Genomic DNA, 22,974 nt, shown 5'->3' with positions numbered 1-22,974 from the left:
CCTTAGGACGTCTTCATCGCGGTGCGTACGGAGGTGAACTCGTTGTTGAGCGCCTGGGAAGCGAACTGGTAGCGAAGAACCGTGTCGACATTCGAAAGAGTCTCGGTGTCCAGGTTCACGTTGTTCCCATTGAGCTGCGTCGGCTCCTCGGACACCGACGTCGTCGCCTGGGCGTTGCCATTGCCCGCCGCCACCGAGGCGGCGAGGGCGTTCTCGAATTGGACGCGCTTCGCGTGGTAGCCGGGCGTGTTGACGTTCGCGATGTTGTCCGCGATGGCCTGCTGGCGCAGCGAAAGTCCGTTGAGCGCGCTCGTGAGCGCGGCAGAGGTCACGGAATCGAGCACACTGTCCTGCCTGGGTAGGGGGATGGTCCGGCCGATCCGTGGCCAGGTCATGACGAGCAGTCCGTGCTCGCTGTTGTCTATCGGCAGTGCACGCCCCGGCGTTAGGAGGCGGAGCCAGCGTGCGTTCGAGTCCAAGTTTCTCGCAAGGAAGGGCAAAGATTTCGGTGAGCACACGGCCCTAGCGCCAGTTGGCTTGCAACGATCACAGAGTGATTGATTCCGTCGTGCTGACCGATGCTGCGTCGGTGACCAAGCCGGCCCGGCGTCCGCTCCGGCGGATCGGGAGGCTGTGGGGAGCCGAGTGCGTTGGCCTCGTCGTCGCGCTCGCGCTCGCGCTGCTGACCGTGTGGCACCTCGACGCCACCGACCGTTCGTGGATGCTGTACTACGACGGCGACTCGGTGCTGCCAGCGCTCGTCCGCGGATCCATCCTCTCGGGACAGCAGCAGGACTGGGCCCTCTCCGCCGTCCTGTTCATCCCGGAGATGGGGCTGTACCTCGTCCTCGCCGCGCTGGGGCTCGGGGTCAAGGGCACGTTCGCGCTCAACGCCGTCGTCAATCTGCTCCTGTTCTATGGGGCACTGAGGCTCTTGAGCGGCGTCGTGCAGCGCGAGCGGCTGCGAGCGCACCGGGTCGCCGGCGCACTCGTCGCGTTCGGCGCGATGACGGGCTTTGCGCTCTTGGAAAGCTCCTCGGGCTACAACGACTTCCAACTCGCTTCGCTCCTCGCGACCACGACGTACTACAGCATGACCGTGCTCGCATCGGTCGCCACGACGGCGCTCACGGTGCGGCTCTTGAAGTCCCAGGGACTGAGCCGCTGGCGCTGGCTCGAACTCGTTCTCGTCGGCGTAACCGCGGTCTCAAGCCTCACGAACCCGTTGTTCCTGGCTTGGGAGGTGCTGCCGCTCGGCGTCGTTCTCGCGTTGATCGCGTGGAAGCGTGTCATCGGCTGGCGGCGCTTTGCGTTTGCAGCCGCTCTTCTGGCCCTCGGCAGCGGCCTCGGCCTTCTGGCGAGGATTCCATTCGGGTCCATCATCCTCAGGGACGGCCCGTCCTACGTGAACCCCGGGATGGCCAGCGTGGCCGCCATCTTCTACCCGCACATGCTGGCCGAAAGAGCCTCGACGATCGAGGGCGCTGTGTCTCTGACAGCTGTCATCGCGCTGATCCTCATCTCGGTGATTGTGTTCCGCGGCTCCCTCGCCACGCGAGACGCCGGCACCGCCGTCGTCAGCGGGTTGGCATGGCTGGCTCCATTGGCGGTCATGGGCGGAATGATCATCCTCGGCCAATTCTGGGTTCGCTATCTCCAGCCGATGTACTTCGCTCCCGTGTGCACGCTGGTGTTGGCGCCGAAGCTCTTCGCGCGGGCCCCGGCGATCTTCCGCCGTCTTCCACGCAAGGCGGTCACGGGGATCTTTGCCGGCCTTGTGGTGGCCTGCTTGGCCGCGTCAGCTGCGGCGACGGGAGCCCTGACCAGGTCCGCCGCCGTCGTCGACCTCGATGTCCGCTGCGTCGACGCCTGGGTCAGCTCGAGCCACGAAATCGGGGCCGGAAGGTTCTGGGCCATCCGGGCGCCCAAGGCCTTTCTCGCCGAACCCAGCCAACTGGTTCAGGTGGACAGCCAGTTCGGGAAGTACGCGTGGCTCACTGACCGGACGGACTACTCGGGCGCCAAGGTCTCGTTCGTGGTGACCGACTCGGAGCCCACTCCGCTCGTGCTTCCTCCCATCGCCAACACGGCGCCGTCGAGCACCATCCACTGCGGCCGCTACACCATCACGGACTTCGGCTCGCCCATCCTCACGATCGGCCCAGCCTCGCCCGACCCAGTCCCCTGACTTCAGCCCTTGACGTCGAGGTAGATCGCGGTTCCCTCGGCCCGGGCGGGGGGCACGGAGCGGACGACGGCGAGGTGCCGCGCAGTCTTCGCCTTCGCCTCTTCGAGGAGGTTGGCCAGAATCTCCTGCCGGTCGCTCAGCGCAAGGGCCCGGCGGACAAGGCGCTCCGGAATCGGCCCCAGCCCAGTTGGGAGGGGCCACGCTTCGACGGCCGGAGCGGCCGGGTCTCGGAGCCCGTGCTCGACGGCGTCCAGGTCGGTCTCGAGGCGGCCGAGCACCTCGTCCCAGGATTCAGCCAACGTAGCCCCCCGCGGCTGTAGCGGCTTCCGGGCGCTCGGCCGGGAGGGATGCCGCGGCCTGGTGCCACGACTGGCGCAGCGGTTCGAGGAGCGCGATGGCTTCGCGCGTGAGCGCGGGGTTGCGGTTGACGTTCGCGTTGACCAGGGCCCGGCGCACGTAGTCGTAGAGGCTGCGCAGGCCTTCCGCACCGTCCCAGATGCCGGATTTGAGGGTGGCGTTGAGCTCCGCGATGATGTCCTGCGCGTGCAGGAGGCAATCGCTAGCCGTCTGCCAGTCTGCCGCGCCCTGGGCCGTCTCGGCGCGGTGGAGGTCCAGCAGGAGGCGGTCGTAGATCATCGTGAGGAGCCGGACCGGGCTCGCGGAGAGGATCGCGTCCCGGTTGTACAGCTGCCGGGCGCGGGCTGGCTGGAGAGTCATGGGCGTTCCTAACCGTTGGAGCTGGAGCTGCTGGATGACGAGGAGTAGGTGGGAAGCCCTGCGATCTGGCTCGTGAGCCACGATTGCTGCGACTTGAGCGTGCCCATCATCGTGTCCATGTTGTTGTAGAGGGCGGTGAGCGTCGCCTTGCGGTCGGCCAAGCGGGTGTCCCAGTCGCTGATCAGGGTGGAAAGGTCCGCGACCTCGGTTTGCTGGCCCGAAATGAGGGACGTGATCGACCCCGTGACGGGGTCAGACGCGTTTTTTGCCGCCGAGGAGACGCGGGACGCGATCTCCTGAAGCGACGCTTCGGTTCCCGCAGGATCGGCGGCGAGCGCGGAGGTCAGCTTGCTCTGGTCGAACGTGAACGATCCGTCTTGGTTGATGCTGATCCCGAGGGCCGACGGCGACTGGCCGTTGCTCGTGGGCATGTAGAGCGCGTTGGTGATCGCGTCCGAGACGCCTCGCACGGTCGACTCGCCCGTGAAGAGGCCCCCTGAGGCGGTCGAGCCGCCCGTGTTGTTGATCGTCGTTGTGACCTTGGTGTTGTCCGAGATGTTGCTCAGGAGGTCGTTGACCGAGCTGACGAGGTCGCTGGCCTGCTTCGCGATGCCGGCGTTGTCGCTCGCGACGGTGATCGTCGCCGTCGTGCCTACCGACGCCGACGTCGCGGTGACGTCGACCCCCGGGAGCAGGTTGGTGAACGTGTTCGACGACGAGATGACCGTCTGCTGCGCGGCCGTCCCTGAGTAGAGGGTCGCCGAAGCGTCCTGGGCCGTGGTCACGACGGCGGCACTCGACTGGGACATGAGGTCGGTGGCCGTGCCCGCGGCGACGTCGGCCGAGGTCCCCTGGTAGACGGTGAACGCTCCAGCCGCGCCGGACTGCGTGGCGTTGAGCTGGAGCCGGTAGAGGGTGTTCCCGCTCGCGTCGGTGCCCGAGGCGACCTTCATCGCCGTCGCCGGCCCACCAGCCGCGTTGATGGCACTCACGACGTCGTCGATCGATGTGCTCGCCGGGGTGACCTGGGTCTGCTTTCCCGTCGAGTCGACGAGGGTGAGGGACGACGGCGCCCCGGTTGAGTCAGTGGGCCAACTCGCCATGGCGGCGGTGACGTCGACCTGGGTCTGCGCAGTCTGGTTGACCTGGACGCTGAAGGCACCCGCGGTTGCCGTCGTCCCAGCCGTCGCGGTCACCGCGCTGTTGCTCGAGCTGGCTGTGAAGAGGTTGAGCGCCCCCGGAAGTGCCATGTTGTCGGCAAGCGTGGCGAGCGAGGACGCCTTGCCATTCAGCGTTTGGAGGGCGCTGATCATGCTCTGGTCGTTGGCCTGAGTCTGCTCGAGCTGCTGCTGCGGCAGGGCTTCGACCTGCATGAGCGAATTGATGATCGACGTGATGTCGAGCCCACTGCCCAGGCCGTTGATCGAAATTCCGGTCACGCTCTAACTCCTTCGCGTCAGTCACACGCCGATGGCGGTCAGGAGCGGATTGCCTCCCTGACCGCCATCAGCGTTGATCCGTTTTCTAGCCGAGGAGCTTGAGGATGCCCTGGCCGGACTGGTTGGCCTGCGCGAGCATCGCCGTGCCAGCCTGCGAGAGGATCGAGTCCTTCGTGTAGTTGACCATCTCGGACGCCATGTCGGTATCCGTGATGTGCGAGTTGGCGGCGCTGAGGTTCTGGGCCGACGTGTTCGCGATGTTCATGGCGTGGGTGAGGCGGTTCTGAGCTGCACCGAGATCAGAGCGCTGGCTTGAGATGTTCTTAATTGCCGTGTCCAGATTATTGATGGTGGTCGCGGCGGTGGTCGCGCTCGTCACGTCGAAGGTGGCGGCAGTGTCGAACCCGTTCAACGCGCCGCCCGCTCCTCCAATGTTCTTGAAGTCGACAGAGATCTGGTCATTGGCGGTATTTCCGCCAGCCCCGACCTGAAAACTGAGGTTACCGTCCATGGCCGCGCCAGCCGAGCCATCCAAGAGGTTGATTCCGTTGAAGTTGGTGGACGATGTGATCCGGCCCAGTTCCTTGCTGAGAGCACTCGCCTCAGAAGTAATGGCGTTGCGCGAATCGGTGTTGTTCGAGTCATTCGCGCCCTGAACCGCGAGGTCACGCATACGCTGGAGGATCGACTGGACCTCGCCGAGGGCGCCATCAGCCGTCTGAATGACGTTGATGCCGTCCTGCGCGTTCCGGGACGCGATCTGGTTGCCACTGACCTGCGAGGTGAGGCCCTGCGAGATCGAGAGGCCGGCCGCGTCGTCGGCCGCCGTGTTGATGCGAAGACCGCTCGAGAGCTTGGCCATAGAGCTCGCCATGTCGGCCGAGGTCTTGTTGAGGTTGAGGTAGGCCTGCTGGGCCATGAGGTTGGTGTTGACGGTGAGAGCCATCGTGAGTCCTCCGTGAATGAGTTGTTGTCACTGCTTCAGGCCCGTCCGTGGGCCCTCACTGCCACCAATCGGCTGTTGCCGGCCGTGCGTAAGTGACGGAGGAAGATTTCTTCTGGCTACTGCAGGACCCACGGACCTATCGCAGGACGCGATGGCGGAGATAGACGAGTCCGGAGTTGAAGACCCGGCTCTCGAGGAGTTCGAGATGGACACGCCGCTCACCTTGGGGAAAGAAGGGGATGCCACCGCCGAGCAGCACCGGGCAGACCCTGGCACGATACTCATCGATCAGGTCCAGTGCGGCCGCCTCGGCAGCGAGGGTCGCCCCGCCGATTGCGATATCCCCTTCCCGCGGCTCGGCTCGCAAGCGCTCGATCTCCTCCCGTAGCCCGCCGGAGGCCAGTCGGGCATTGCCCTGAACCTCTGTGAGAGAACGGGAGAACACCACCTTGGGGAGCGGCTTCCAGAGCGCGGCCCACTCGCGCTGTGAGTCAGTGAGGGACGGGTCCTGGTCGGCGGTCTCCCAGTACAGCATCGTCTCGTACAGCCGTCGTCCCAGCAGGTAGTCGCCGACCCCCCGTATCTCGTCGGTGACAAAGCGGAAGACGTCCTCGTCGGGCGCGGACCAGTTGATGTCGCCGTCGGGTCCGGTGATGAAGCCGTCAAGTGAAACATTCATCGAGTAGGTGACGCTGCGCATCGGCAGTCCTAGCCGATCTGCTCAGCCAAGGCGAGGATGATGCCTGCGGGCCCTCGGAGGTAGCAGAGCCGGAAGGTATTTTCGTACTGCGCTACCTCGCCGAGGAGTTCCGCGCCGTGAGCACGTAGGCGGCTGAGGGTGTCGTCGAGGTCATCGACGGCGAACATGACGCGATGCAGTCCCAGAGTGTTGGGCGGTGGATTCTCGGCACCGGCACCCGAGAGGGCAGGGGCGTGATATTTGGTCAGTTCGAGCTTGCCGTGGCCGTCCGGCGTCCGCATCATCACGATGTCGCTTCTGATGTCGTCGAGTCCGACCGTACGGTCTGCCCAAGGGCCCTCGATCGACGCGCTGCCTTCCACAACCATGCCGAGTTCGGTAAAGAAGCCGACAGCGGCATCCAAGTCCTCGACGACGACGCCGACGTTATCCATCCGTTGAATGCCCAAAGCGCTCCCTCTCTCGATTTCGGCTCAGCCGTTGGAAAGGCGAGCCTCAGGCCGGATGGGTTCGAACAATTCGACCGGGTTGCCGGACGGGTCCTCAATAATCGCTTGCCTGCCGCCGACTCCTTCGATGACCTTCGTACGAAAGCGGACGCCGTCGTGTTGAAGTCGGGGCATCAGGGCAGCGAGGTCGTCCACTTGGATGGCGAAACGATTCCAGCCGCCGGGCTCGGGCTTGCGCCCGTCGGGGAGAGCCGAGCCGCCGCCTGTGTTCGGAGCACTCGGGGCACTTAGCACCAGACGAAGGTCTCCTCGGGACAGCATGGCAAAGGTGGGAGCAGGATGCATCTCTTCGTGGAAGCCCAAGTGCCTGGTGTAGAACGCTATCGCCGCATCGACATCGTTCACGATGTAGCGGATTTGGACCGTGTTCATGCTTTTCTCCTCCTCTGCCGGAGCCCAGTATGCTCGGGTATGTTGTGCCCGGCAACGGCGGGGTGCTGAGAGTTTCAGCGGCCTGCGGTGGCTCGATTGGCAAGAGGAATGGGGACAACCGGGATGTTCGGTAATGGTCAGGCTTTGATGACCGCCGAGGTGGTCCTGGACCGGCTCCCCCAGCAGTCCCGGCGCGGCAGGTTCCCCGTATCAGCGACGGCCTGGTTGCTGCTCGCAGCCGTGTGGTTTGCCGTGCTGGTCGCCACCGGCTCGCCAGCTCTGGACACTGCACGCTGGGTGGTGGCGTGCGTTCTGGCGGTCCTCCTGCCCGGCATTGCTCTCGTCCGTGCCGTCCGCCCCGCTCAGGCGCCCCTCATTGAGGACGTCGCCTGGGGCATCCCGGCTGGGTGCCTGGTGGCGCTAGCGGGTTGGGTGCTCGACGCCGGCCTGCCTTGGTCTCCGCCGTCGTGGCTCTGGGGACCCGCGGTTATCGCTGTGCTTCTTGCTGTTCCCACGGCTCGACGACGGGTTCTGGCGCGCCCAGCCCCGGGTTGGGGAGTTGGCCCGAACCTAGCGGTAATCGGGGCGATCGCGGTGGCGATTGCCTGGATGGCGCAGGACTTCCTGCGGCTCAATCCCGCAGATCCCGGCGCGGGCGGTCGCGCCTACTATCCAGACGTGCTCTTTCAGCTCGCCGTAGTCGGGCAAATGCGGCATTCCCTCGTTCCGCAATACCCCACGGTTTCCGGCGAGCCTTTTGCCTACCACTGGTTCGGCCACGCCATCTTGGCGCACCTGGCCACCGGCAGCGGGGTGGACCCGTGGGACATGGTCCTCCGCCTTGCACCGGTCACCCTTCTGCCCGCGATCGTCCTGCTCGCCGCCGTGGTTGCTCGGCGCCTTTCCGGCAATGTGTGGGCTGGCCCCATCGCCGCCGCCCTGCTGACAGTAATGGGCAACACCGCGGCCACCTTCTGGACCCCAGACGGCAGATCCCAGTCAGTCGTGCAGACCTATTGGTGGGCGTCATTGACTACCGTTTTCGGTTGGCTCGCCACCTTGGCCTGCGCGGGGTGCGCGATCGCCTTCCTGAGGAAGGGGGCGGACGACGACGCCGTACCCGTCCGCTTGCTCATACCGCTGTTGGTCTTCGGTGCGGGAGCCAAATCGGCCGACGACGCCGTTCTCGCTGGCGGTGCGGTCTTCGCGGTGCTCGTCGCGCTCAGGACCAAGCGACGTGTGCGTGCAGCGCTCATCGTTTGCGCTGCGACTGTCGGGATCCTGCTAATCGCCAAATACACCATTTACGGTGGAACAGGATACGGCCTGCAGTTCGCGCCGGGCGGCACGATTCAACAACTTGCCACTTGGCTATTCCCGGGACTGACGACTCCGTCCACGGGTTCGTCCTATCTCTCCCTGCCTCAGCTTCCAATGCTGGCCCTCGTCGCGGCGTTCGGGTTATGGCTGCTGCCGCTGCTGCCGAGGTTGGTCGGGATCGGGTACCTCACAGCCGCGCGCCGGGACGCGGCGTCGTGGTTTGTGCTCGGAACAGTCGTGGCAGGCTTCGGCGGCGCCTTGGCTTTCCGCCAGCCCGGTCTCTCGGAAGAATTCTTCCTCGTGGCCGCGTACCCAGTCGGCATTGTCGGCTCTGCCTCCGGGATCGCAACGTACTTGGCGCGGCGCCAAGATACTCCGTGGCGGCTCGCTTCTCTCGTCGGCCTCCTGTTCGGCCTCGCGGCGACCATCGCAATCGCAACGTTCGCCGGGCGCACGCCACCCATGGCTGCCTGGCTCACGAGCCACGGCGGTGCGGGACCGACTCCCACTGTCGTCGACCCGGTGCAACAGGTCATGTGGTGGGCCGGGCCGCTGGTCGTTCTTGCCGCCGTGCTGGGTGGCTGCGGTGCGCTGGCAATCCTGCTGACGATGCGCCGCACGCGCCTGCGGCGCGCGGTTCCGGTCGGGCTGCTAGCGGCCCTTCTCGGCACCGGCATGCTGTCCACGGGGCTCTATCTCACCAACACGGCGACGACGCCCTCTCTGGCTGTCGTCCAAGGTGCAGGCCAGCCGCCAAACGTCACGCAAGACGAGCTCGCCGCAGGCAAGTGGCTTGCCGCCCATGCCGGACCCCACGACGTCGTGGGATCCAATCAGCAGTGTCTCCAGCCCCAAGCTGGGCCTCAGCCTCAAAACCCGTGCACAGCGAAGGCCTACACCCTGTCAGCCTTGTCGCAACGCAGCGTGGACGTAGGAGGCTGGGCCTATGCGCCGCGCAATCTCGACTCCGCATGGACCGCCACGGTCTGGTGGCCCAACCAGCCCTTCTGGGACCCCGAACGGCTGACGGAGGAGACCACTTCGTTTACCCAACCGACGCCTGCGCTGCTCGACCGCCTCTACAGCTCCCGCGGGGTCCGCTGGCTCGTAGCCGACCGCAACGGGACGCCAGCGGACGCAAAGCTGCTCGATTCGCTCGCCGTCCGCCGCCTCACGCTCCCAACAGTGACGGTCTGGGAACTCCGGCCGTCCTCATAGGTGGCCCTTCAATCGCGAAGCGGGGATCCCACGATCTCGAACCGGAACCCGCCGAAGGCGCCGGACAAGAGGGGACGAGCGGCCGCGATGGACGCCTGGACTTCCGGAGCGGCCAGCGAGGAACGGTGAGCTTCCGCGCTCTCCCAAATCTCGACGACGAACACCGTCTCAGGCTCGTCGTCGTTGATCCCGACTTCGTAGGTGAGGCAGCCTAGCTTCTCTAGCAGATTGCTGCGCTTGGTCAGATGCGCGACCAGTTCGTCGCGTCGCCCAGGAACGGCACCGAGCGTGCCCGCATTTGCAAAAGTCATGGCGGCGAAACTAGCACTCTTCGATAAATGCCCGCGTCTTCTGATAACTCACTACCGCAAAGCCTTGTCGTCTCGGTTTCCCAACCGCTACCGTGAGCCCAGCCGATGTTCTTACATCAATTCGGCTTGGGGTCGGGGGATCTTTTGGAAATCAAGTCAGGGCGCATTCGCGCATGTTTGTCCGCAGTCGTGGGGGCCGTGCTCCTGGCCGCCAGCCTCGTCACAGGAGCTGGACCAGCAAACGCGGCGGCCCCGCCGTGGGTCATCAACGTCGCTGTCACTCCGGGCACCGTCGCCGGATCCGGGACTGTCACCTTCAGCACCCAGACGCTGTACCGGGAAACCTTTTCGGACCCGCAGTGCGCCACTCAGAGCCAAAGCGCCCCAGACGGGACGGTCGGCGTCTACTTCAGCGACCCGACTTGGGCCAACACAGTGAGCGACCGCTCTCCCCAACTCTCACAGTGGCTCAGCACGACCAGCACTGCTACCGATCCGACTGTCACCACCTGCGCTACCGCCGCTGGAACGCTCGTCCCTGCCACCGCGACTGTGACCCAGACCGTGGCCACGTGGTCCGTCGACTACTCGTGCCAGAGCCCAAGCAATCTGATCAGCGTGGAGTTCAGCAACAACCCGTACCTGAGCACGGGCAATTCGGCATCGATGTGGAGCGGCACGCGGATGCCGTCGAAGGTCCCTGATAACGGCCCCATCTCGGGTTGCCCCGCCATCGCCCTCTCTTCCTCTTCTGGCCCGCTCGGATCGTCATTGACGGTTACCGGAACTGGATATGCGCCGTCGGCCACCGCGACTGTGAACTTTGACCGCGCCGTGCTCGGCTCGGCGACCATCTCCGCCGATGGCACCTTCGCCCTGAACACGTCTGTTCCTACGTCCGCGATCGGAGCATCCCACTGGGTTAGCGTCATGTCTCCCGGTTTCGCCTCCCTGAGCCTGCCCTTCACAGTGGACCCCCCGATGACGCTCGCCGAGGCCATGGACGCGAAGGCCACGGCATGGGGGCTCGGGGCGGCCACAAGCGCAGTCACGGGCATCCTCTACGGGAACTCATACCGCAACTACCAGTTCGGTGCCGTTATCGCGGTAAGCGATGACAAGCTATTCGTCTCCCGAGGTGCAATCCGTAACGAGTGGGCCGCGCTCGGCTTCGAAAATGGCCCTCTGGTCTACCCCACAACCGACGAGGTCGGGGGCCTGCGAGACGGGGGCGTCTACCAGAACTACGATGGCGGGGCAATCGTATGGTCCCCGGCCAGCGGAGCCCACGAGTCGTCCGGCCCAATTCGGTCGAAGTGGCAGGCGACCGGATTCGAGAACGGCATCCTCGGATACCCGACGAGCGATCTGGTAGACGGCCTGGAGTACGAAGTGTGGTACCAGAACTATCAAGGAGGGACAATCGTGAGCTCGCCGGAACTCAACGGCGCCCACGCGTCCTACGGCCCGATTCGCTCCGAGTGGCAAGCTACCGGCTTGCAGCACGGCCCCCTGAGTTGGCCCCTCACCGATATTGTCACCGGGCTCCGGAATGGCGGCTCGTACCAGGGCTTTATCTTCGGTGCGATCGTGTCCTCGCCCGCCTCGGGAACGCACGAATCCTACGGCCCCATCCGCTCTGAGTGGGCAGCCACCAACTTCGAGAGCGGCCCCCTCGGCTACCCGACCACCGAAGTGGTCAAGGGTCTCCGCAACGGGGGCTCGTACCAGAACTACCAGGGCGGAGCGATCGTCTCCTCGCCGTCCTCGGGAACCCACGAATCCATCGGAGCCATCCGGGGCGAGTGGCAGGCCACTGGCTTCGAGGGCGGCATCCTGGGCTACCCGACGACCGACGAGGTCGGTGGGCTGCGCAACGGAGGCGTCTACCAGAACTATCAGGGCGGCGCCGTCATCTGGTCCCCGGGGTCAGGAGCTCACGAATCGTACGGCCCGATCCGCGCCGCGTGGCAGTCCACTGGGTTCGAGGGCGGGCGCCTCGGCTACCCGACGAGCGAGGTCTACTCGGTGCCCAATGGCACGGCCCAGAACTTCCAAGGCGGCAGGATCACCGACATCAATGGGACCATCGCCATCTCGTGACGCTCGCCCCGCCCTCCCGCTTACCAGGGCCCTCGTCCCGCCGATAGAGACGGTCAACGGGGCGCCGATCGCCGCGTTCGCGTCTGTAAGGCTCACGGATGAGGAGTTGCCACGGAATGGCGATCCACGACCTCTCGGCTCAGCTCTGGCATGAGCGCGAACTGCTGGACCTCCTGACGTTCAAGCTCGAGGAGGAGCAGCTGCTCCTCACTGCGGGCAAGACCCGCTGGGTTTCGCACGCGACCCGCGAGGTCGAGCAGGTCCTCGAGCGGCTTTCTTCCGCCGGCCTCGCGCGCGTCGTGACTGCCGCCGCCGTCGCCAGCGAATGGGGCCTTCCGCAGGAGGCGACCCTGCGCGAGCTCGCGGCAGGAGCTCCGGAAGGGCCGTGGGGCGAGATCCTCACTGCGCACCTCAAGGCGATGACGGAACAGACCGCCGTCATCCGCCAGCTCCGGGATGCCAACTCGCAGTTCCTCCGCGCTGCCTCCCGCTCGACTCAGGAGACGCTCGCGGACGTGACCTCGACGGCCAAGACCTACGACGCCCACGGGCGCCCTGCGGGCACGAACGAGTCGCGCCTCTTCGCCCGGGACCTCTGAACCGAAGGACGACTGTGAGCACATTCGGCGCCCTCAACGTGGCCTACCGCGGCCTTTCCGCGGCGCAGCAGGCCATCGACCTCGCGGGCCAGAACATCGACAACGTCGGGACAGACGGCTACACGCGCCAGCGCATCGAACAGTCCGCCGTCGGGCCCCTCGCCCAGGCAATGGGATCCGCGGCAGTCCAGCAAGTCGGCCAAGGCGTCTCGGTCGATGGCATCGCAAGGCTCGGCGACGCGCTGCTCGACACTTCGGTGAGGTCGACGTCGTCGTCCGCCGGCTATGCCGCACAGCGGTCGACGGCGTACCAAGACATCGAGGCGACCCTCCAGGAACCGGGGACGAGCGGGATCTCCGCGCAGCTCCAGTCCTACTGGTCGTCTTGGCAGGATCTCGCGAACCAGCCGGGCGATGCGTCTGCGGCTTCGACCGTCATCCAGAACGGCAAGCAGCTCGCTGCCAAGCTTTCGAGCGGCTACTCGGCCCTCTCGGCCCAGTGGGCCTCAACCCAGTCCGAGACGCAGGGCATGGTCACCTCGCTGAACGACGCTGCCACCCAAGTCGCTGCACTCAACACGACCATCCGCTCAACCCTCGCCGCGGGCGGCAACGCCAACGAGCTCATCGACCAGCGGTCGAAGCTCACCGAGACGATCGCGTCCCTCGCCGGCGGAACGGTGAGACAGCAGCCCGACGGCACGGTCACCGTCTTCCTCGGCGGAAATGCACTTGTCACGGGCGGCACGTCCCGCGCCGTTCAGCTCGTCGGAGCGCAGAGCATGGCGGACACGTCATCGCCCGCCCCCTCGCTCGTGTGGGCCGACCGTCCGAGCGTCCCGGTGGGGCCCGACGGCGGGACGATCGCGGGCGACCTCTCGATCCTCGCCCCCGCGAACGGCTCGGGGACGGGCGGCCCCATCGCGGAAGCCGCAGCGCAGTACAACTCGTTCGCCACGTCCCTCGCGCAAGCCGTCAACACCGTGCATGCCCAGGGAAAGACGCCCTCCGGCACGACTGGCCTCGACTTCTTCAGCCTTGACCCCTCACGTCCGGCTGCGCAGGGGCTGGGGGTCGTGCCGACCGACGCGAGCGGGATAGCCACCGGCGCGGTCAATTCGGGAGCCAAGGATGGCTCGAACGCCGATGCAATCGCCCAGCTCAGCACCCAGACCGACTCGCCGGACAGCCAGTGGGCCTCCTTCGTCTCCATCCTCGGCAGCGCGTCCCAGGCAGCGCAGCAGCAGGCGACGACGACGCAGGGGGCCGCGACGAACGCCAAGACCGCGCAGACCTCCAATGCTTCAGTGAGCCTGGACGAGGAGAACGTGAATCTGCTCGCTGGCCAGCACGCCTACGAAGCCGCGGCCCGCGTCCTCACCGCACTAGACCAGACGCTCGATACGCTCATCAACCACATGGGAACGGTAGGACTCTGAGATGCTCCGCGTCACCGACCAGACCATGCTGAGCGCGGCGCAACGCCGCCTCGGCGCGAGCCAGGCGCGCCTCTCTTCGGCGCAAGACGCAGCGAGCTCAGGGCAGCGCATCACCCGCCCCTCGGACGATCCGGTGGGGACCGCCGATTCCCTGAGCGTGCACGCCCAGATCGCAGCCAACACCCAATACAAGCGGAATATCGACGACGGGACGTCGTGGCTCACGACGCTCGACTCGACCCTGAGCAACGCGACGGACTACCTCCGCCAAGTCCGGGACCTCACCGTCCAGGGCGGGAACGGCTCGCTCAACCAGGATGCGAAGAACGCCCTTGCAGCCCAGATCGATTCCCTCCGCAGCGATCTGCTCGCCGCCGCCAACACGAAGTACATGGGCCGCAGCGTCTTCGCGGGCACCTCTGACGCAACGAGCGCCTTCACTGACGGCACGCCGCCAACCTTCAACGGGACAGCAGGGGACACCGTCCAGCGCCGGATCGGCCCAGACGAGACGGTCCAAGTGGACGCGAACGGCGCCGCGATCTTCGGCACGGGCTCAAACTCGGTCTTCAACGTCCTGGACGCGATATCCTCCGAGCTACGAAACGGCAGCGATCCGACTTCACAGCTGCAAGCGCTCGACGCCGGGATGAACACAGTCGTCAATGGCCGCGCCGACGTCGGAACACGACTCGCCCAACTCCAGCGCGCAGGATCGGAGAACATGACACAGCAGAATGCGCTCGAGGCGAAGCGTTCGGGGATCGAGGACCTCGACCTCGGCCAAGCGGCCCTCGACCTGCAGCTCCAGCAGACGAACTATCAGGCGGCCCTTGCGGTCACCGCGCGCACCCTGCAGCCCAGCCTCATGGACTTCCTCAAGTGAGCGCGCTCACCTTCGCCGAGCCGCTCCCCGGCCTCGCGCCCCACACGGACTTCACGCTCGAAGCAGTCGAGGGCGCTGCCGGCCTCTTCAGCCTCCGCCCGGACACGGCTCCCGAAATCCGGCTCTTCCTGCTCGACCCCGCTGTGTACGTTCCGGGATACGCTCCCGAGATCTCGGGACCCTGCGGCGACCTTGGGCTCGGGTCCCCTGAAGAAGCACGCGTGCTCGTGGTTGCGACTCCCGGCGGAAACGGCACGACCGTGAACCTCATGGCCCCCGTCATCGTCAACGAGGCGACGGGCCAGAGCGCACAGACGATCCTCGACGGGCAGGGCTGGCCCCTCCGCATGCCACTCGGCTAGTTGCCCCCTGGCCCGCGGCCCTTCAATCCGAGCCACCGGCCGAGTTCCTGGCTGAGCTGCTGAGCCCCTTCCGATGCGCTCGCTCCAAGCCCAGCGGACGACGACGAGTGGGCACCACCCGAGGGGTTGGCGCCTGATCCGAAGCGGGCTCCTCCCGGAACAGCCGAGCCGATTCCGGCGCCGCCCCCGGGCGCCGACCCGCTCAATGCCTGGCCGCCACCCGTACCGCCGGCCGGCACGTGCCCCGCTGCGGGTTGCAGACCGCTCGCACCTTGGCTGCCTCCGTCTGGCCCATTTCCGTCGGGCCCATTTCCACCTAGGCCATTTCCACCTAGGCCAACGCCCTGGGCGTTTCCGGGGCTTCCTGAGTTCTGCTCGCCCGACGCCCCGGCGCCCACACCGCCGACGGCTGCATCGCCGTCGTTCGCTCCGGTGTTGGCCAGGGCGTCGCCTGAGCCCGCGCCGTCGGAGCCCGCGCCGTCGGAACCTGCGTCGGCAGAGCTGGCGCCGTCGCCCGCCAGCCCAACGGCCGGCGCGCTGTGATGCGGGGACCGGCCGTCGTTGGTCGTCCCTGGCTGAGGCGAAGGGGGGACGACGGCGCCCGCAGCGCCCACGCTCGTGGGCTTGCCGCCTAATGGGGATCCGGAGGATGCGTGGACCGGGGCGCCAGCTGCCAGGGCGACGGCCGCAGCGCTAGCGGAAGCGCTGGCACGCGCGGCCTCGACGCTCGCCCCGAACGCGTGAAGCGGACCGTTCACACTCGCTTGGAGCGCGCTCACGCCGCAGAAAGTGAGGAGTGCAGTCCCGCCGATGACAGCGGGGAACTGCCACAACCGTTTGATCACTTGCCAGCCTTGAGCACAGGGGTAATCGACTGGCCGAGCGGCCGTCACGCGACAAGACTCTACTGACTCAAACGGTCACGTGTCCATCACTTTTGTGCAGGAGCTGAGCACTTTTTGTGACATTTCCAGCCCGTCGTGATAAATGGACGTGTCCAAGCCCTGATATTCTGGTACGAGTCCGCAGGTAAGACCAAGGGTGGCGTTATGGACATGGAGCAGCTCCGCGGGCAAGCAGCCGCGGCGTTTTGCGACCTCGACGTCCCCGAGCACGTCACCCTCGAAGACCTCCGCCGTCTCCTCGAAGACGATCGGGGCAAGTCGATCGTGATCCGCGAAGTCAAGGAACTCGGCAGAAATCAAATTTCCGGCCTCTGGTTTTCCCTCCCGGAAACAGACCTCATTCTCCACGCCGAGACTTCCTCGCCGCTGCACCGTGAGCAGATCATCCTCCACGAATTCGCGCATATGGCCCTCAACCACGAGCGGCTCATGGATGAAGAAGAGCATCTCGCCACCCTCCTGCCCGATCTCAGCCCTACCCTCGTTTCCAAATGCCTCGCGCGCTGCCAGCGGCACACAGAGCCCGAGATCGTCGCCGAGTCCCTCGCCGACCTCTTCGCGGATGCGCTGGCCCGCACCCGTCGCGCCGGGCGAGTGGAGCCGGGGAACTTCAGGGGGGTATTCGGGTGATCGTCATCGCCTCAATCGTGGCGCTGTGGCTTCTCGTGCTCTCGCGGCTGCCCTCGTGCGTCCGCCAACGGGGGGACCTCGTCTTCTTCGTCGCACTGCCCGCCGCTCTCTCGGCGACAATCAACTACCCGACCGTCTTCCGCTCCGTTGACTCAGCCCTGGGCCTCCCCGGCGTAGCGAGCCTCATGAGCGGTTGCCTGATCATGCTCTCCTTCGGATTGTTCCGAACGGCGATCGTCAAGGCCGTGGTCGCCCCCGAGGAGCAGGAGCCCGTCCTCCGACGCGGGCTTCTGCAGACGACCGCGGCAATGACCGTCTACTGCGTAGCGTTTGCCTGCGCGTCTGCGGCCGGCGCCGTCCCGGTTGACCAGCCTCTCGGACTGCCGACGTTCGACGCAGCATCTCAGAGCGATGCAGGCGTCTTCGTGTTCATGGCGACATTGTGCGCATTTCTCGCCGCGGTGTCCGTCGAGGTGACTATTGTCTGCCTGCGTTATCTGCCCCAAATGGCTTCGGTCATGTTCCGCACGGGATTCACCTCGGTCGCGCTGGGCTGCGTCATCACCGTGGCCGCCTTCGCCGCGAAATTCCTCCGGCAGATCATCGTCCTGACCTTTGTCGGCTTGGACTACGAGCCGTTTCTGCAGAACGCGTTCCAAGCGCTTGAGGGAATTGCAGCGCTCCTGCTCTCGTTCGGACTCATGCTTCCCTCCATTTCGGAGCGCGTCGCCCAGTGGCAGCTCTGCGAGCGCTACCACCTCTTGCGGCTCCACCCCGTGTGGCGCCGTACGGCACATGCCAGTGTCGTCATAGACTCGGTATCCGTTCCTCTCAAGGGAGTGCTCGGCCGCAATCCACGCGCGCGGCTGCATCGCGCCCTCGTCGAAATTCTCGACAGCAATCTCGCTGCTGGCGGGACTCTGCTGAGCGAGTCCGAAACGAAGCTTGTCCAGAAATCGGAGGGAGCCCTCTATGCCTGAGCACGAACCCCAGAAGCCCGAGGAGGTTCTGGCGGAGCGTCTCAACACGCTCTTGGATGTCGTCGCGGCCGAGGGGGGCCACCGCTACACGTTCCCGGACATCAAAAAGGCCGTTGAGGACCGCGGCCTTCACATCTCCCGTCAGCGATGGCACTACATGCGCGCTGGGACCGGACCGATGACTCCCGACACCGACCTCCTCGAGGCCCTCGCGGACTTCTTCGGAGTTCCCGCCGCGTTCCTCACGAACGCTGACGCCGAGACCCCGGCCCGCGTCACGGCCCAACTCGACCTCCTCCGCGCCATGCGCGAGGCCGAGGTCAAGAGCTTCGCTGCCCGCAGCCTCACGAGCGATCTTTCGCCCGAGCTGCTGCTCGAAATCCGCGACATTATCGACGAGACGCTCACGAAGCAGAAGCGCGAAGACCGCCCCGCTTCGTGAGCACCTAGTCGCTCTCCATCGCGGCGCTGAACCTACACCTGAGGTGTGGGATCTGAATTCTCGTCCGACTGGCCCTCCGGCTGGCCCGCGACGTTCACAAGCCAAGAAATGCCGAACTTGTCCACGAGCATTCCGAAGGTGTCGCCCCACATCGCCTTCTCGAGCGGCATCGTGATGTTCGCGCCGTCGGTCAGTTTGTCCCAGTAGCCCCGCAGTTCCTCCTCGTCATCCCCACTCAGCGAGATTGAGAAGTTCGTTCCGGGGCGGTACTCCATTCGCTCCGGCGTGTCCGAGGCCATGAGCGTGATACCACTCGGAGTCGTCAGCATCGAGTGCATCACGAGTGGTCCCTCGGACTCATCTTGAGCAGCATGAAAATCGTCGAAGGTGGAGATGGTGAGGTCGCCGCCGAGGACCGACTGGTAGAAGTTCATCGCCTCGCGGGCATTGTCCTTGAAGCTGAGGTAGGGGTTCAGAATCGTGGGCATAACAGATCTCCTTGGTCGTCTGCGGGAGCCGGACGCTTCCGACATCTGGAGCCTACGTTCCCCCACCGACAGAATTCCAGACCCCCATCTGTGAGCTTCCCGCCCGTCATGGACGCCAGGGAAAAGCTGCGGTGGAACGAGTCCTCAGGCGGCCAGAAGCCGCTCGAGGTGAGCGACGACGCCGGCCCGCTTGGGCGAGCGCGGCGGAAGGAGGCGTAGCGCCGTCAGCCAGGCTTCGGCGTCGTCCGCCGCCTCTGGAAGCTGGAGGTAGGCCATCAGGACGTCGGCACCTGCGCTTCCCACAACGGCCTCGCGGAGGGTCGCCGAAAGCTCGTCGCGGAGTTCAGCGATCGCGGGCGATTCGGAACGCGGAAGGATCTGGCCCCCGTAGGAGTTGAGCGCGAGGCGGTGGGATCCGCGCTCGAGCTGGGCAAGGGCATGCATTGAATCGACCTCAAGGCCCTCTACTCGATAAGGGCGGGAATGCAGCACCACCCCTCCGCCAAACCGGTCGATGACCTTGCGGAGCCGCACGAGTTCGGCGCGCAGCGTCACGGCGGGCACAGACTGCTCGTACAGCCGATCGGAAAGCTCCTCGGCGGTAAGGCCACGCGGATTGTCGGCGAGGAGCACGAGGATCTCCGAATGGCGGACGGAGAGGTTCAGGGTCCGCTCACCCGAGCGGAGGACCCCATGATCGCGGCCGGTTACGGAGAGCACTGCAGGAGCGGACGACGACGCGCGGCCGCTCCGCTGGGACGCCGCCGCGAGCGCGCGCAGACGCTCCTCGGCCGCCGCAACGGCTGCCCGGACTAAAGGCATCGCGTAGCCAGAGACGGCCTGCTCGCCTCCCGTGATGTCGACGACGCCGATCGAGTCACCTGAGCGCGGGTCACGAATGGGCACCGCCGTGCACGAGAAGGCCTCGACGAGAGGGCTGAAATGCTCGGGGCCGGTTATCTGGACTGCCCCGCCTGTTACGAGGGCGGTTCCGGGCGCACTCGTACCAATGCTGTCCTCTGACCAGTCGGCGCCCTCGAGGAAGGCCATCCGCTCGGCCCGGCGTCGGACCGCGGAATCACCATCGATCCAGAGGAGTCGTCCGGTCTCGTCGCCGACGGCGACCACGGTTCCCGCATCCCTCGCAGGCTGCACCAAGAGATCCGAGATGAGCGGCATGACGGGCGCCAGCGCGTGGCCTTCGCGATAGCTTCGGAGCTCGTCCTCCCCCAGCACGCTTTCCACCGCGGCATCTTCGCGACGTGGATGTGCCTGGAAGGAACGGCGCCACGAGTCCTCCACGACATCGCGCGCTGTCTCCTGCCCCGCGGGCACCCGCTGCTCTGTCCGCACGTCCACCCACTCCCTTATGTGTGCCGTGCCTCACAGTGTACGCGGGGGCCTCTCTCACCGCGCCCGACGAGGTTGCATCAACGTTGCATCTCGTCAGGACGCCGGAGGCGTCAAATGGGCTGAGTCATGTCCACCACTAGCCCTATTGCCGCGCTTTCGCGCACGGAGGCGATCACGTGCTTCACTGCATCGAGGGACTGAAGTCCCTGGGCAACCGCCACGACCACCCCCTCGGCCGACCTCAACTGCACCCGGTAGAGCCTTGCCTCATCCTTGAGCACCTCGAACCTTGCTGCCACGGCACGCCCCTTCGCCTGTCACCCAAGTACCGATTTCAGTACCCACTCCGACCCTGCTTCGTTGCTGGGTCAGGTGATAGACGCTATCGTGCACGGTCCGGTTGCGATACCCCTACTGGCAAGTACTGGGCGCAGTCACAGCATATTTTCGCATTATGACCGCTGGTTTAGCGTGCAGGCACGCACACGCCCTGTTTGACTCGCATGAGGTGGCCTGTGTGTCCTAAATTACGCCGCCGACCTGCGGAAACGCTTACGCCTTCAAGTCCTTACTGAACGCTCATGCTCTCGAAACCGCCCGGAAACGGCCGTGCTCGAGACTGAAGCAGTCGGAACATCACTGACACTTGAAGGAGCATCTGATGACCAGTGAGACCCACCGCCGCATCCGGAAGCTCAGCGAACTCCGTCGCGGGGACCTCATCGAGGCCCGTAGCGGCGTCACTGTCCTCCGGGGGGCCGTCTACGACACCGCGCCAGGCATCGGCGTTGTCTGGATACGGGACGAGGACACCCGCCGTCGTCGCGCTATCCAGGAGGAGGACTTCTCCCTCTGGCACGTGCAGACGGACGTCACCTTCAACGGGAACGATCTCGTCGCCTGAGGTCAGCCTCCGGCAACTGACTGGATGACGAGGATCTCCTGCCCTTCCGCGACGGCCGTGTCGAGCCCTTCGCGCCGTCGCACATCATCACCGTCCACGTACACGTTCACATACCGCCGAAGCCGGCCCCGCTCATCGCGCAGTCTTCGCCCGAGGATCGGGTAGCGGCCAGCCAAGTCGTCCAACGCGGCCCGCACGGAGTTGACGCCACTCAGGGCGAACTCCGTGCGGCCGCCTGCCACCTCAGCCAAGATCGTTGGCAGCACGAGTGTGACCATAGCTCAGCCAGCCGCCCCGCCACTGTGCAGCACTGCCGCCCGCACGCACAGTACGTCAGGCAGCCGCGAAGCGACCTCGACGAAGGATTCCCCCTCGTCGCCGCTCGCGTAGACAGAGCCACCACGGGTCCCGAAATAGACCCCGGCCGGGTCCCCATCGTCGACGGCGGCAGCATCGCGCAGGACCACATTGAAGTCTTTTGCTGGCAGCCCGTCGTCGAACTTGTGCCAGGTTTCGCCGGCGTCATCGGTACGGTGCACCGCCAAGTGGCCTTCAGGAGCGACCCGCTCGTAGTCGGAAACCAGAGGGATGACCCACGCCGTCCCGCTTCGACGGGGATGGGTCAACATGACGAACCCGAAGTCCGCGGGGAGCCCCTCCGCGATGGAGATCCACTTTTCACCCTGATTGTCGCTTCGGAAGACCCCTCGATGGTTCTGCGCGTAGAGGCGTCCATCTGCATCGGCCGCTATCTTGTGGACGCACTGTCCCATCTCGGGCTCGGGGTCAGGGAGGAAGTACGCGGAAATGCCTTTGCTCGCACGCTCCCAGCTCTCGCCGCCGTTCCTGCTGCGATAAACCCCTCCGGTGCTCATCGCAACGTGCAGGAGTTGAGAATCCTGCTTGTCGGGAATGATCGAGTGGGCGGCCGCGCCGCCGTAGCCAGCGCCCCAATCGCTCTTGTCGGGATGCTCCCAGAGCCCACGATTGAGCTCGAACGTCTCGCCGCCATCCGTGGACTTCCATAGCGAGATGGGCTGCACGCCTGCCCAGACCACGTCCGGGCGCTCCTCGCTGTCCGGAAGGATCTGCCAGATACGTTCGACGGCGGCATCGTCGCCTTCCGCGAACGCAATCGAGGCCCTCTCCGGCTCAGTCCACGTTGCCCCAAGATCGTCGGAGTGAACCACCGTGGGGCCGAAGTGCTCGGAACGGACGCCTACGAGTAGCCGATTGCGGCCCTCACGGGTGTCGATGCCGATCGCCGGAATCTCCTGCATGAGAAATTGCGGTTCGGAGAGATCCCACGCGCGGCGGTCGGTGCTCGTCGCCAGCCACAGGCCCTTCTTCGTGCCGATGGCCAAGAGGTATCGAGGGTTTTCCATGTGCATATCCGAGCACGCCGGCACGAGTCGGGCAAGGGTGGGGTGCATGAGGAACGCAAGGAGCTCATCCACCGCGCCCGCCTTCTCGCGGTCGGAGTTGACTCCCAGCTCCATGACCACAGTTAGTGGCGAAATCTACTTAACTTGTCTAGGCTGGACAGCAGGCCAAAGGCCCCCAAATACCGGCCCCGGAGCGCGCACCCCCCAATCGTCGCTCCGGGGCTCTTTTTCGTTTCGGGGCCGTCTCGGTTCGACGCCGTTCGGGGCCGTGGGGGGTCTGTTTCGGGTACGCGAACTCGCTCCCGTGGGGGTCTGTTTCGGGTACGCGAACTCGCTCCCGGGCGTCGGTTGGCGTACCCGGAACGGGCAGGGGCGTTGGTTGGCGTACCCGGAACGGGCAGGGGCGTCGGTTGGCGTACCCGGAACGGCCAGGGGCGTTCGTTGGCGTACCCGGAACGGGGGGCTTGGTGGGGGGGTTTTAAATGGCTCGAGGGCCCCACGGTCGTTGTGGGGCCCTCGGGTGGTGGTGTTGTCCGGCGGTGTCCTACTCTCCCACACCCTGGCGGGTGCAGTACCATCGGCGCTGTGGGGCTTAGCTTCCGGGTTCGGGATGGGTCCGGGCGTTTCCCCCACGCTATGGCCGCCGTAACCTTCTCTCCTCGCAACACACCCCGGGTGGGGTGGTGGGGAAGCGTGTGGGCTGCGGTGTGCGCGGTATTCGGTTGTGCGGTATTCGGTTGTGGTGCCCCCTGCCGTGGTGGGCGGGGGGCACCACAAC

General features: G+C 65.8%; 26 protein-coding genes and 1 rRNA gene. 11 read left to right on the top strand and 16 right to left on the bottom strand.

Annotation, left to right across the window (positions count from 1 at the left end; translation table 11 throughout):
• Window positions 1-2: 2 nt before the first annotated feature.
• Window positions 3-344, bottom strand: a complete 342-nt coding sequence (gene flgB / locus LK10_RS12360) for a flagellar basal body rod protein FlgB (protein WP_043124110.1) — start codon at window positions 342-344, stop codon at window positions 3-5.
• Window positions 345-553: 209 nt separating this feature from the next.
• Here flgB and LK10_RS12355 point away from each other — a divergent pair, with 209 nt between their 5' ends.
• Window positions 554-2,188 (top strand): hypothetical protein, encoded by a 1,635-nt coding sequence (locus LK10_RS12355; protein WP_052207285.1) that lies wholly within the window; start codon window positions 554-556, stop codon window positions 2,186-2,188.
• Between the two features lie 2 nt (window positions 2,189-2,190).
• Here the strand turns inward: LK10_RS12355 and LK10_RS12350 are convergent, their stop codons facing one another.
• From LK10_RS12350 to LK10_RS12320, 7 genes are all read right to left on the bottom strand, one after another.
• Window positions 2,191-2,487, bottom strand: coding sequence for a hypothetical protein (locus LK10_RS12350; RefSeq protein ID WP_043124108.1), 297 nt, complete (start codon window positions 2,485-2,487; stop codon window positions 2,191-2,193).
• Entirely contained in the window at window positions 2,480-2,905 is a 426-nt protein-coding gene (fliS, locus tag LK10_RS12345; protein ID WP_043124106.1) for a flagellar export chaperone FliS, read from the bottom strand. Before fliS ends, LK10_RS12350 begins: the two co-directional genes overlap by 8 nt.
• Window positions 2,906-2,913: 8 nt before the next feature.
• Complete coding sequence (fliD, locus tag LK10_RS12340) at window positions 2,914-4,344, bottom strand: flagellar filament capping protein FliD (RefSeq protein WP_043124104.1); 1,431 nt, start codon at window positions 4,342-4,344, stop codon at window positions 2,914-2,916.
• An 85-nt stretch (window positions 4,345-4,429) separates the two neighbouring features.
• Window positions 4,430-5,290, bottom strand: a complete 861-nt coding sequence (locus LK10_RS12335) for a flagellin N-terminal helical domain-containing protein (RefSeq protein ID WP_043124102.1) — start codon at window positions 5,288-5,290, stop codon at window positions 4,430-4,432.
• Between the two features lie 136 nt (window positions 5,291-5,426).
• On the bottom strand, window positions 5,427-5,990 hold the full coding sequence (locus LK10_RS12330) for a dihydrofolate reductase family protein (RefSeq protein WP_043124101.1): 564 nt from the start codon (window positions 5,988-5,990) through the stop codon (window positions 5,427-5,429).
• Window positions 5,991-5,998: 8 nt separating this feature from the next.
• On the bottom strand, window positions 5,999-6,424 hold the full coding sequence (locus LK10_RS12325; RefSeq protein WP_043124099.1) for a VOC family protein: 426 nt from the start codon (window positions 6,422-6,424) through the stop codon (window positions 5,999-6,001).
• Window positions 6,425-6,463: 39 nt separating this feature from the next.
• Entirely contained in the window at window positions 6,464-6,871 is a 408-nt protein-coding gene (locus tag LK10_RS12320) for a VOC family protein (RefSeq protein ID WP_043124097.1), read from the bottom strand.
• Window positions 6,872-7,018: 147 nt separating this feature from the next.
• Here LK10_RS12320 and LK10_RS12315 point away from each other — a divergent pair, with 147 nt between their 5' ends.
• The gene (locus LK10_RS12315) at window positions 7,019-9,409 is read left to right on the top strand and encodes a hypothetical protein (RefSeq protein WP_156144151.1); all 2,391 of its coding nucleotides are present in this window, start codon (window positions 7,019-7,021) and stop codon (window positions 9,407-9,409) included.
• A gap of 8 nt (window positions 9,410-9,417) precedes the next feature.
• Here LK10_RS12315 and LK10_RS12310 read toward each other — a convergent pair whose 3' ends face one another.
• Complete coding sequence (locus LK10_RS12310; RefSeq protein ID WP_043124093.1) at window positions 9,418-9,720, bottom strand: putative quinol monooxygenase; 303 nt, start codon at window positions 9,718-9,720, stop codon at window positions 9,418-9,420.
• A gap of 177 nt (window positions 9,721-9,897) precedes the next feature.
• On the opposite strand from LK10_RS12310, the gene LK10_RS20925 reads away from it, so the two are divergent.
• The 5 genes from LK10_RS20925 to LK10_RS12285 all read left to right on the top strand — a co-directional run bounded on the left by LK10_RS20925 (window position 9,898) and on the right by LK10_RS12285 (window position 15,109).
• The gene (locus LK10_RS20925; RefSeq protein WP_052207284.1) at window positions 9,898-11,823 is read left to right on the top strand and encodes an LGFP repeat-containing protein; all 1,926 of its coding nucleotides are present in this window, start codon (window positions 9,898-9,900) and stop codon (window positions 11,821-11,823) included.
• Window positions 11,824-11,939: 116 nt separating this feature from the next.
• Window positions 11,940-12,422: a flagellar export chaperone FlgN gene (flgN, locus tag LK10_RS12300; RefSeq protein ID WP_043124091.1), complete on the top strand. Its 483-nt coding sequence runs from the start codon at window positions 11,940-11,942 to the stop codon at window positions 12,420-12,422.
• Window positions 12,423-12,436: 14 nt separating this feature from the next.
• Window positions 12,437-13,861: a flagellar hook-associated protein FlgK gene (flgK, locus tag LK10_RS12295; protein WP_043124089.1), complete on the top strand. Its 1,425-nt coding sequence runs from the start codon at window positions 12,437-12,439 to the stop codon at window positions 13,859-13,861.
• Window position 13,862: 1 nt separating this feature from the next.
• Window positions 13,863-14,747: a flagellar hook-associated protein FlgL gene (gene flgL, locus LK10_RS12290; RefSeq protein WP_043124088.1), complete on the top strand. Its 885-nt coding sequence runs from the start codon at window positions 13,863-13,865 to the stop codon at window positions 14,745-14,747.
• Window positions 14,744-15,109, top strand: a complete 366-nt coding sequence (locus LK10_RS12285) for a flagellar assembly protein FliW (protein WP_043124087.1) — start codon at window positions 14,744-14,746, stop codon at window positions 15,107-15,109. The genes flgL and LK10_RS12285 overlap by 4 nt, the downstream gene beginning before the upstream one ends.
• Here LK10_RS12285 and LK10_RS20920 read toward each other — a convergent pair.
• Complete coding sequence (locus LK10_RS20920; RefSeq protein ID WP_052207283.1) at window positions 15,106-15,954, bottom strand: hypothetical protein; 849 nt, start codon at window positions 15,952-15,954, stop codon at window positions 15,106-15,108. The genes LK10_RS12285 and LK10_RS20920 overlap by 4 nt on opposite strands.
• A 204-nt stretch (window positions 15,955-16,158) precedes the next feature.
• Here LK10_RS20920 and LK10_RS20915 point away from each other — a divergent pair, with 204 nt between their 5' ends.
• From LK10_RS20915 to LK10_RS12265, 3 genes are read left to right on the top strand one after another with little or no spacing between them, the layout of a single operon-like run.
• Window positions 16,159-16,644 (top strand): hypothetical protein, encoded by a 486-nt coding sequence (locus tag LK10_RS20915; protein ID WP_052207282.1) that lies wholly within the window; start codon window positions 16,159-16,161, stop codon window positions 16,642-16,644.
• Window positions 16,641-17,624, top strand: coding sequence for a hypothetical protein (locus LK10_RS12270; RefSeq protein WP_043124085.1), 984 nt, complete (start codon window positions 16,641-16,643; stop codon window positions 17,622-17,624). The genes LK10_RS20915 and LK10_RS12270 overlap by 4 nt, the downstream gene beginning before the upstream one ends.
• Entirely contained in the window at window positions 17,617-18,066 is a 450-nt protein-coding gene (locus LK10_RS12265) for a hypothetical protein (protein WP_043124083.1), read from the top strand. The genes LK10_RS12270 and LK10_RS12265 overlap by 8 nt, the downstream gene beginning before the upstream one ends.
• A 32-nt stretch (window positions 18,067-18,098) precedes the next feature.
• Here LK10_RS12265 and LK10_RS12260 read toward each other — a convergent pair whose 3' ends face one another.
• The 3 genes from LK10_RS12260 to LK10_RS12250 all read right to left on the bottom strand — a co-directional run bounded on the left by LK10_RS12260 (window position 18,099) and on the right by LK10_RS12250 (window position 20,206).
• Complete coding sequence (locus LK10_RS12260; RefSeq protein ID WP_052207281.1) at window positions 18,099-18,554, bottom strand: VOC family protein; 456 nt, start codon at window positions 18,552-18,554, stop codon at window positions 18,099-18,101.
• 144 nt (window positions 18,555-18,698) lie between these two features.
• The gene (locus LK10_RS12255) at window positions 18,699-19,913 is read right to left on the bottom strand and encodes a helix-turn-helix domain-containing protein (protein WP_052207280.1); all 1,215 of its coding nucleotides are present in this window, start codon (window positions 19,911-19,913) and stop codon (window positions 18,699-18,701) included.
• Window positions 19,914-20,017: 104 nt separating this feature from the next.
• Window positions 20,018-20,206, bottom strand: a complete 189-nt coding sequence (locus tag LK10_RS12250; RefSeq protein WP_043124081.1) for a YegP family protein — start codon at window positions 20,204-20,206, stop codon at window positions 20,018-20,020.
• 362 nt (window positions 20,207-20,568) lie between these two features.
• Here LK10_RS12250 and LK10_RS12245 point away from each other — a divergent pair, with 362 nt between their 5' ends.
• On the top strand, window positions 20,569-20,811 hold the full coding sequence (locus LK10_RS12245; RefSeq protein WP_052207279.1) for a hypothetical protein: 243 nt from the start codon (window positions 20,569-20,571) through the stop codon (window positions 20,809-20,811).
• 2 nt (window positions 20,812-20,813) lie between these two features.
• On the opposite strand, the gene LK10_RS12240 is transcribed toward LK10_RS12245, so the two are convergent.
• From LK10_RS12240 to rrf, 3 genes are all read right to left on the bottom strand, one after another.
• The gene (locus LK10_RS12240; RefSeq protein ID WP_043124080.1) at window positions 20,814-21,089 is read right to left on the bottom strand and encodes a MoaD/ThiS family protein; all 276 of its coding nucleotides are present in this window, start codon (window positions 21,087-21,089) and stop codon (window positions 20,814-20,816) included.
• 3 nt (window positions 21,090-21,092) lie between these two features.
• Complete coding sequence (locus LK10_RS12235) at window positions 21,093-22,202, bottom strand: WD40/YVTN/BNR-like repeat-containing protein (protein WP_043124248.1); 1,110 nt, start codon at window positions 22,200-22,202, stop codon at window positions 21,093-21,095.
• Between the two features lie 525 nt (window positions 22,203-22,727).
• A 5S ribosomal RNA gene (gene rrf / locus LK10_RS12230) occupies window positions 22,728-22,844 on the bottom strand.
• Between the last annotated feature and the right edge of the window lie 130 nt (window positions 22,845-22,974).

It is taken from the genome of Sinomonas humi (assembly GCF_000802235.1).
Classification (GTDB): Bacteria; Actinomycetota; Actinomycetes; order Actinomycetales; family Micrococcaceae; genus Sinomonas; species Sinomonas humi.
Note: the sequence above shows the minus strand (reverse complement) of the source record. Positions and strands in the feature narration are given on the sequence as shown.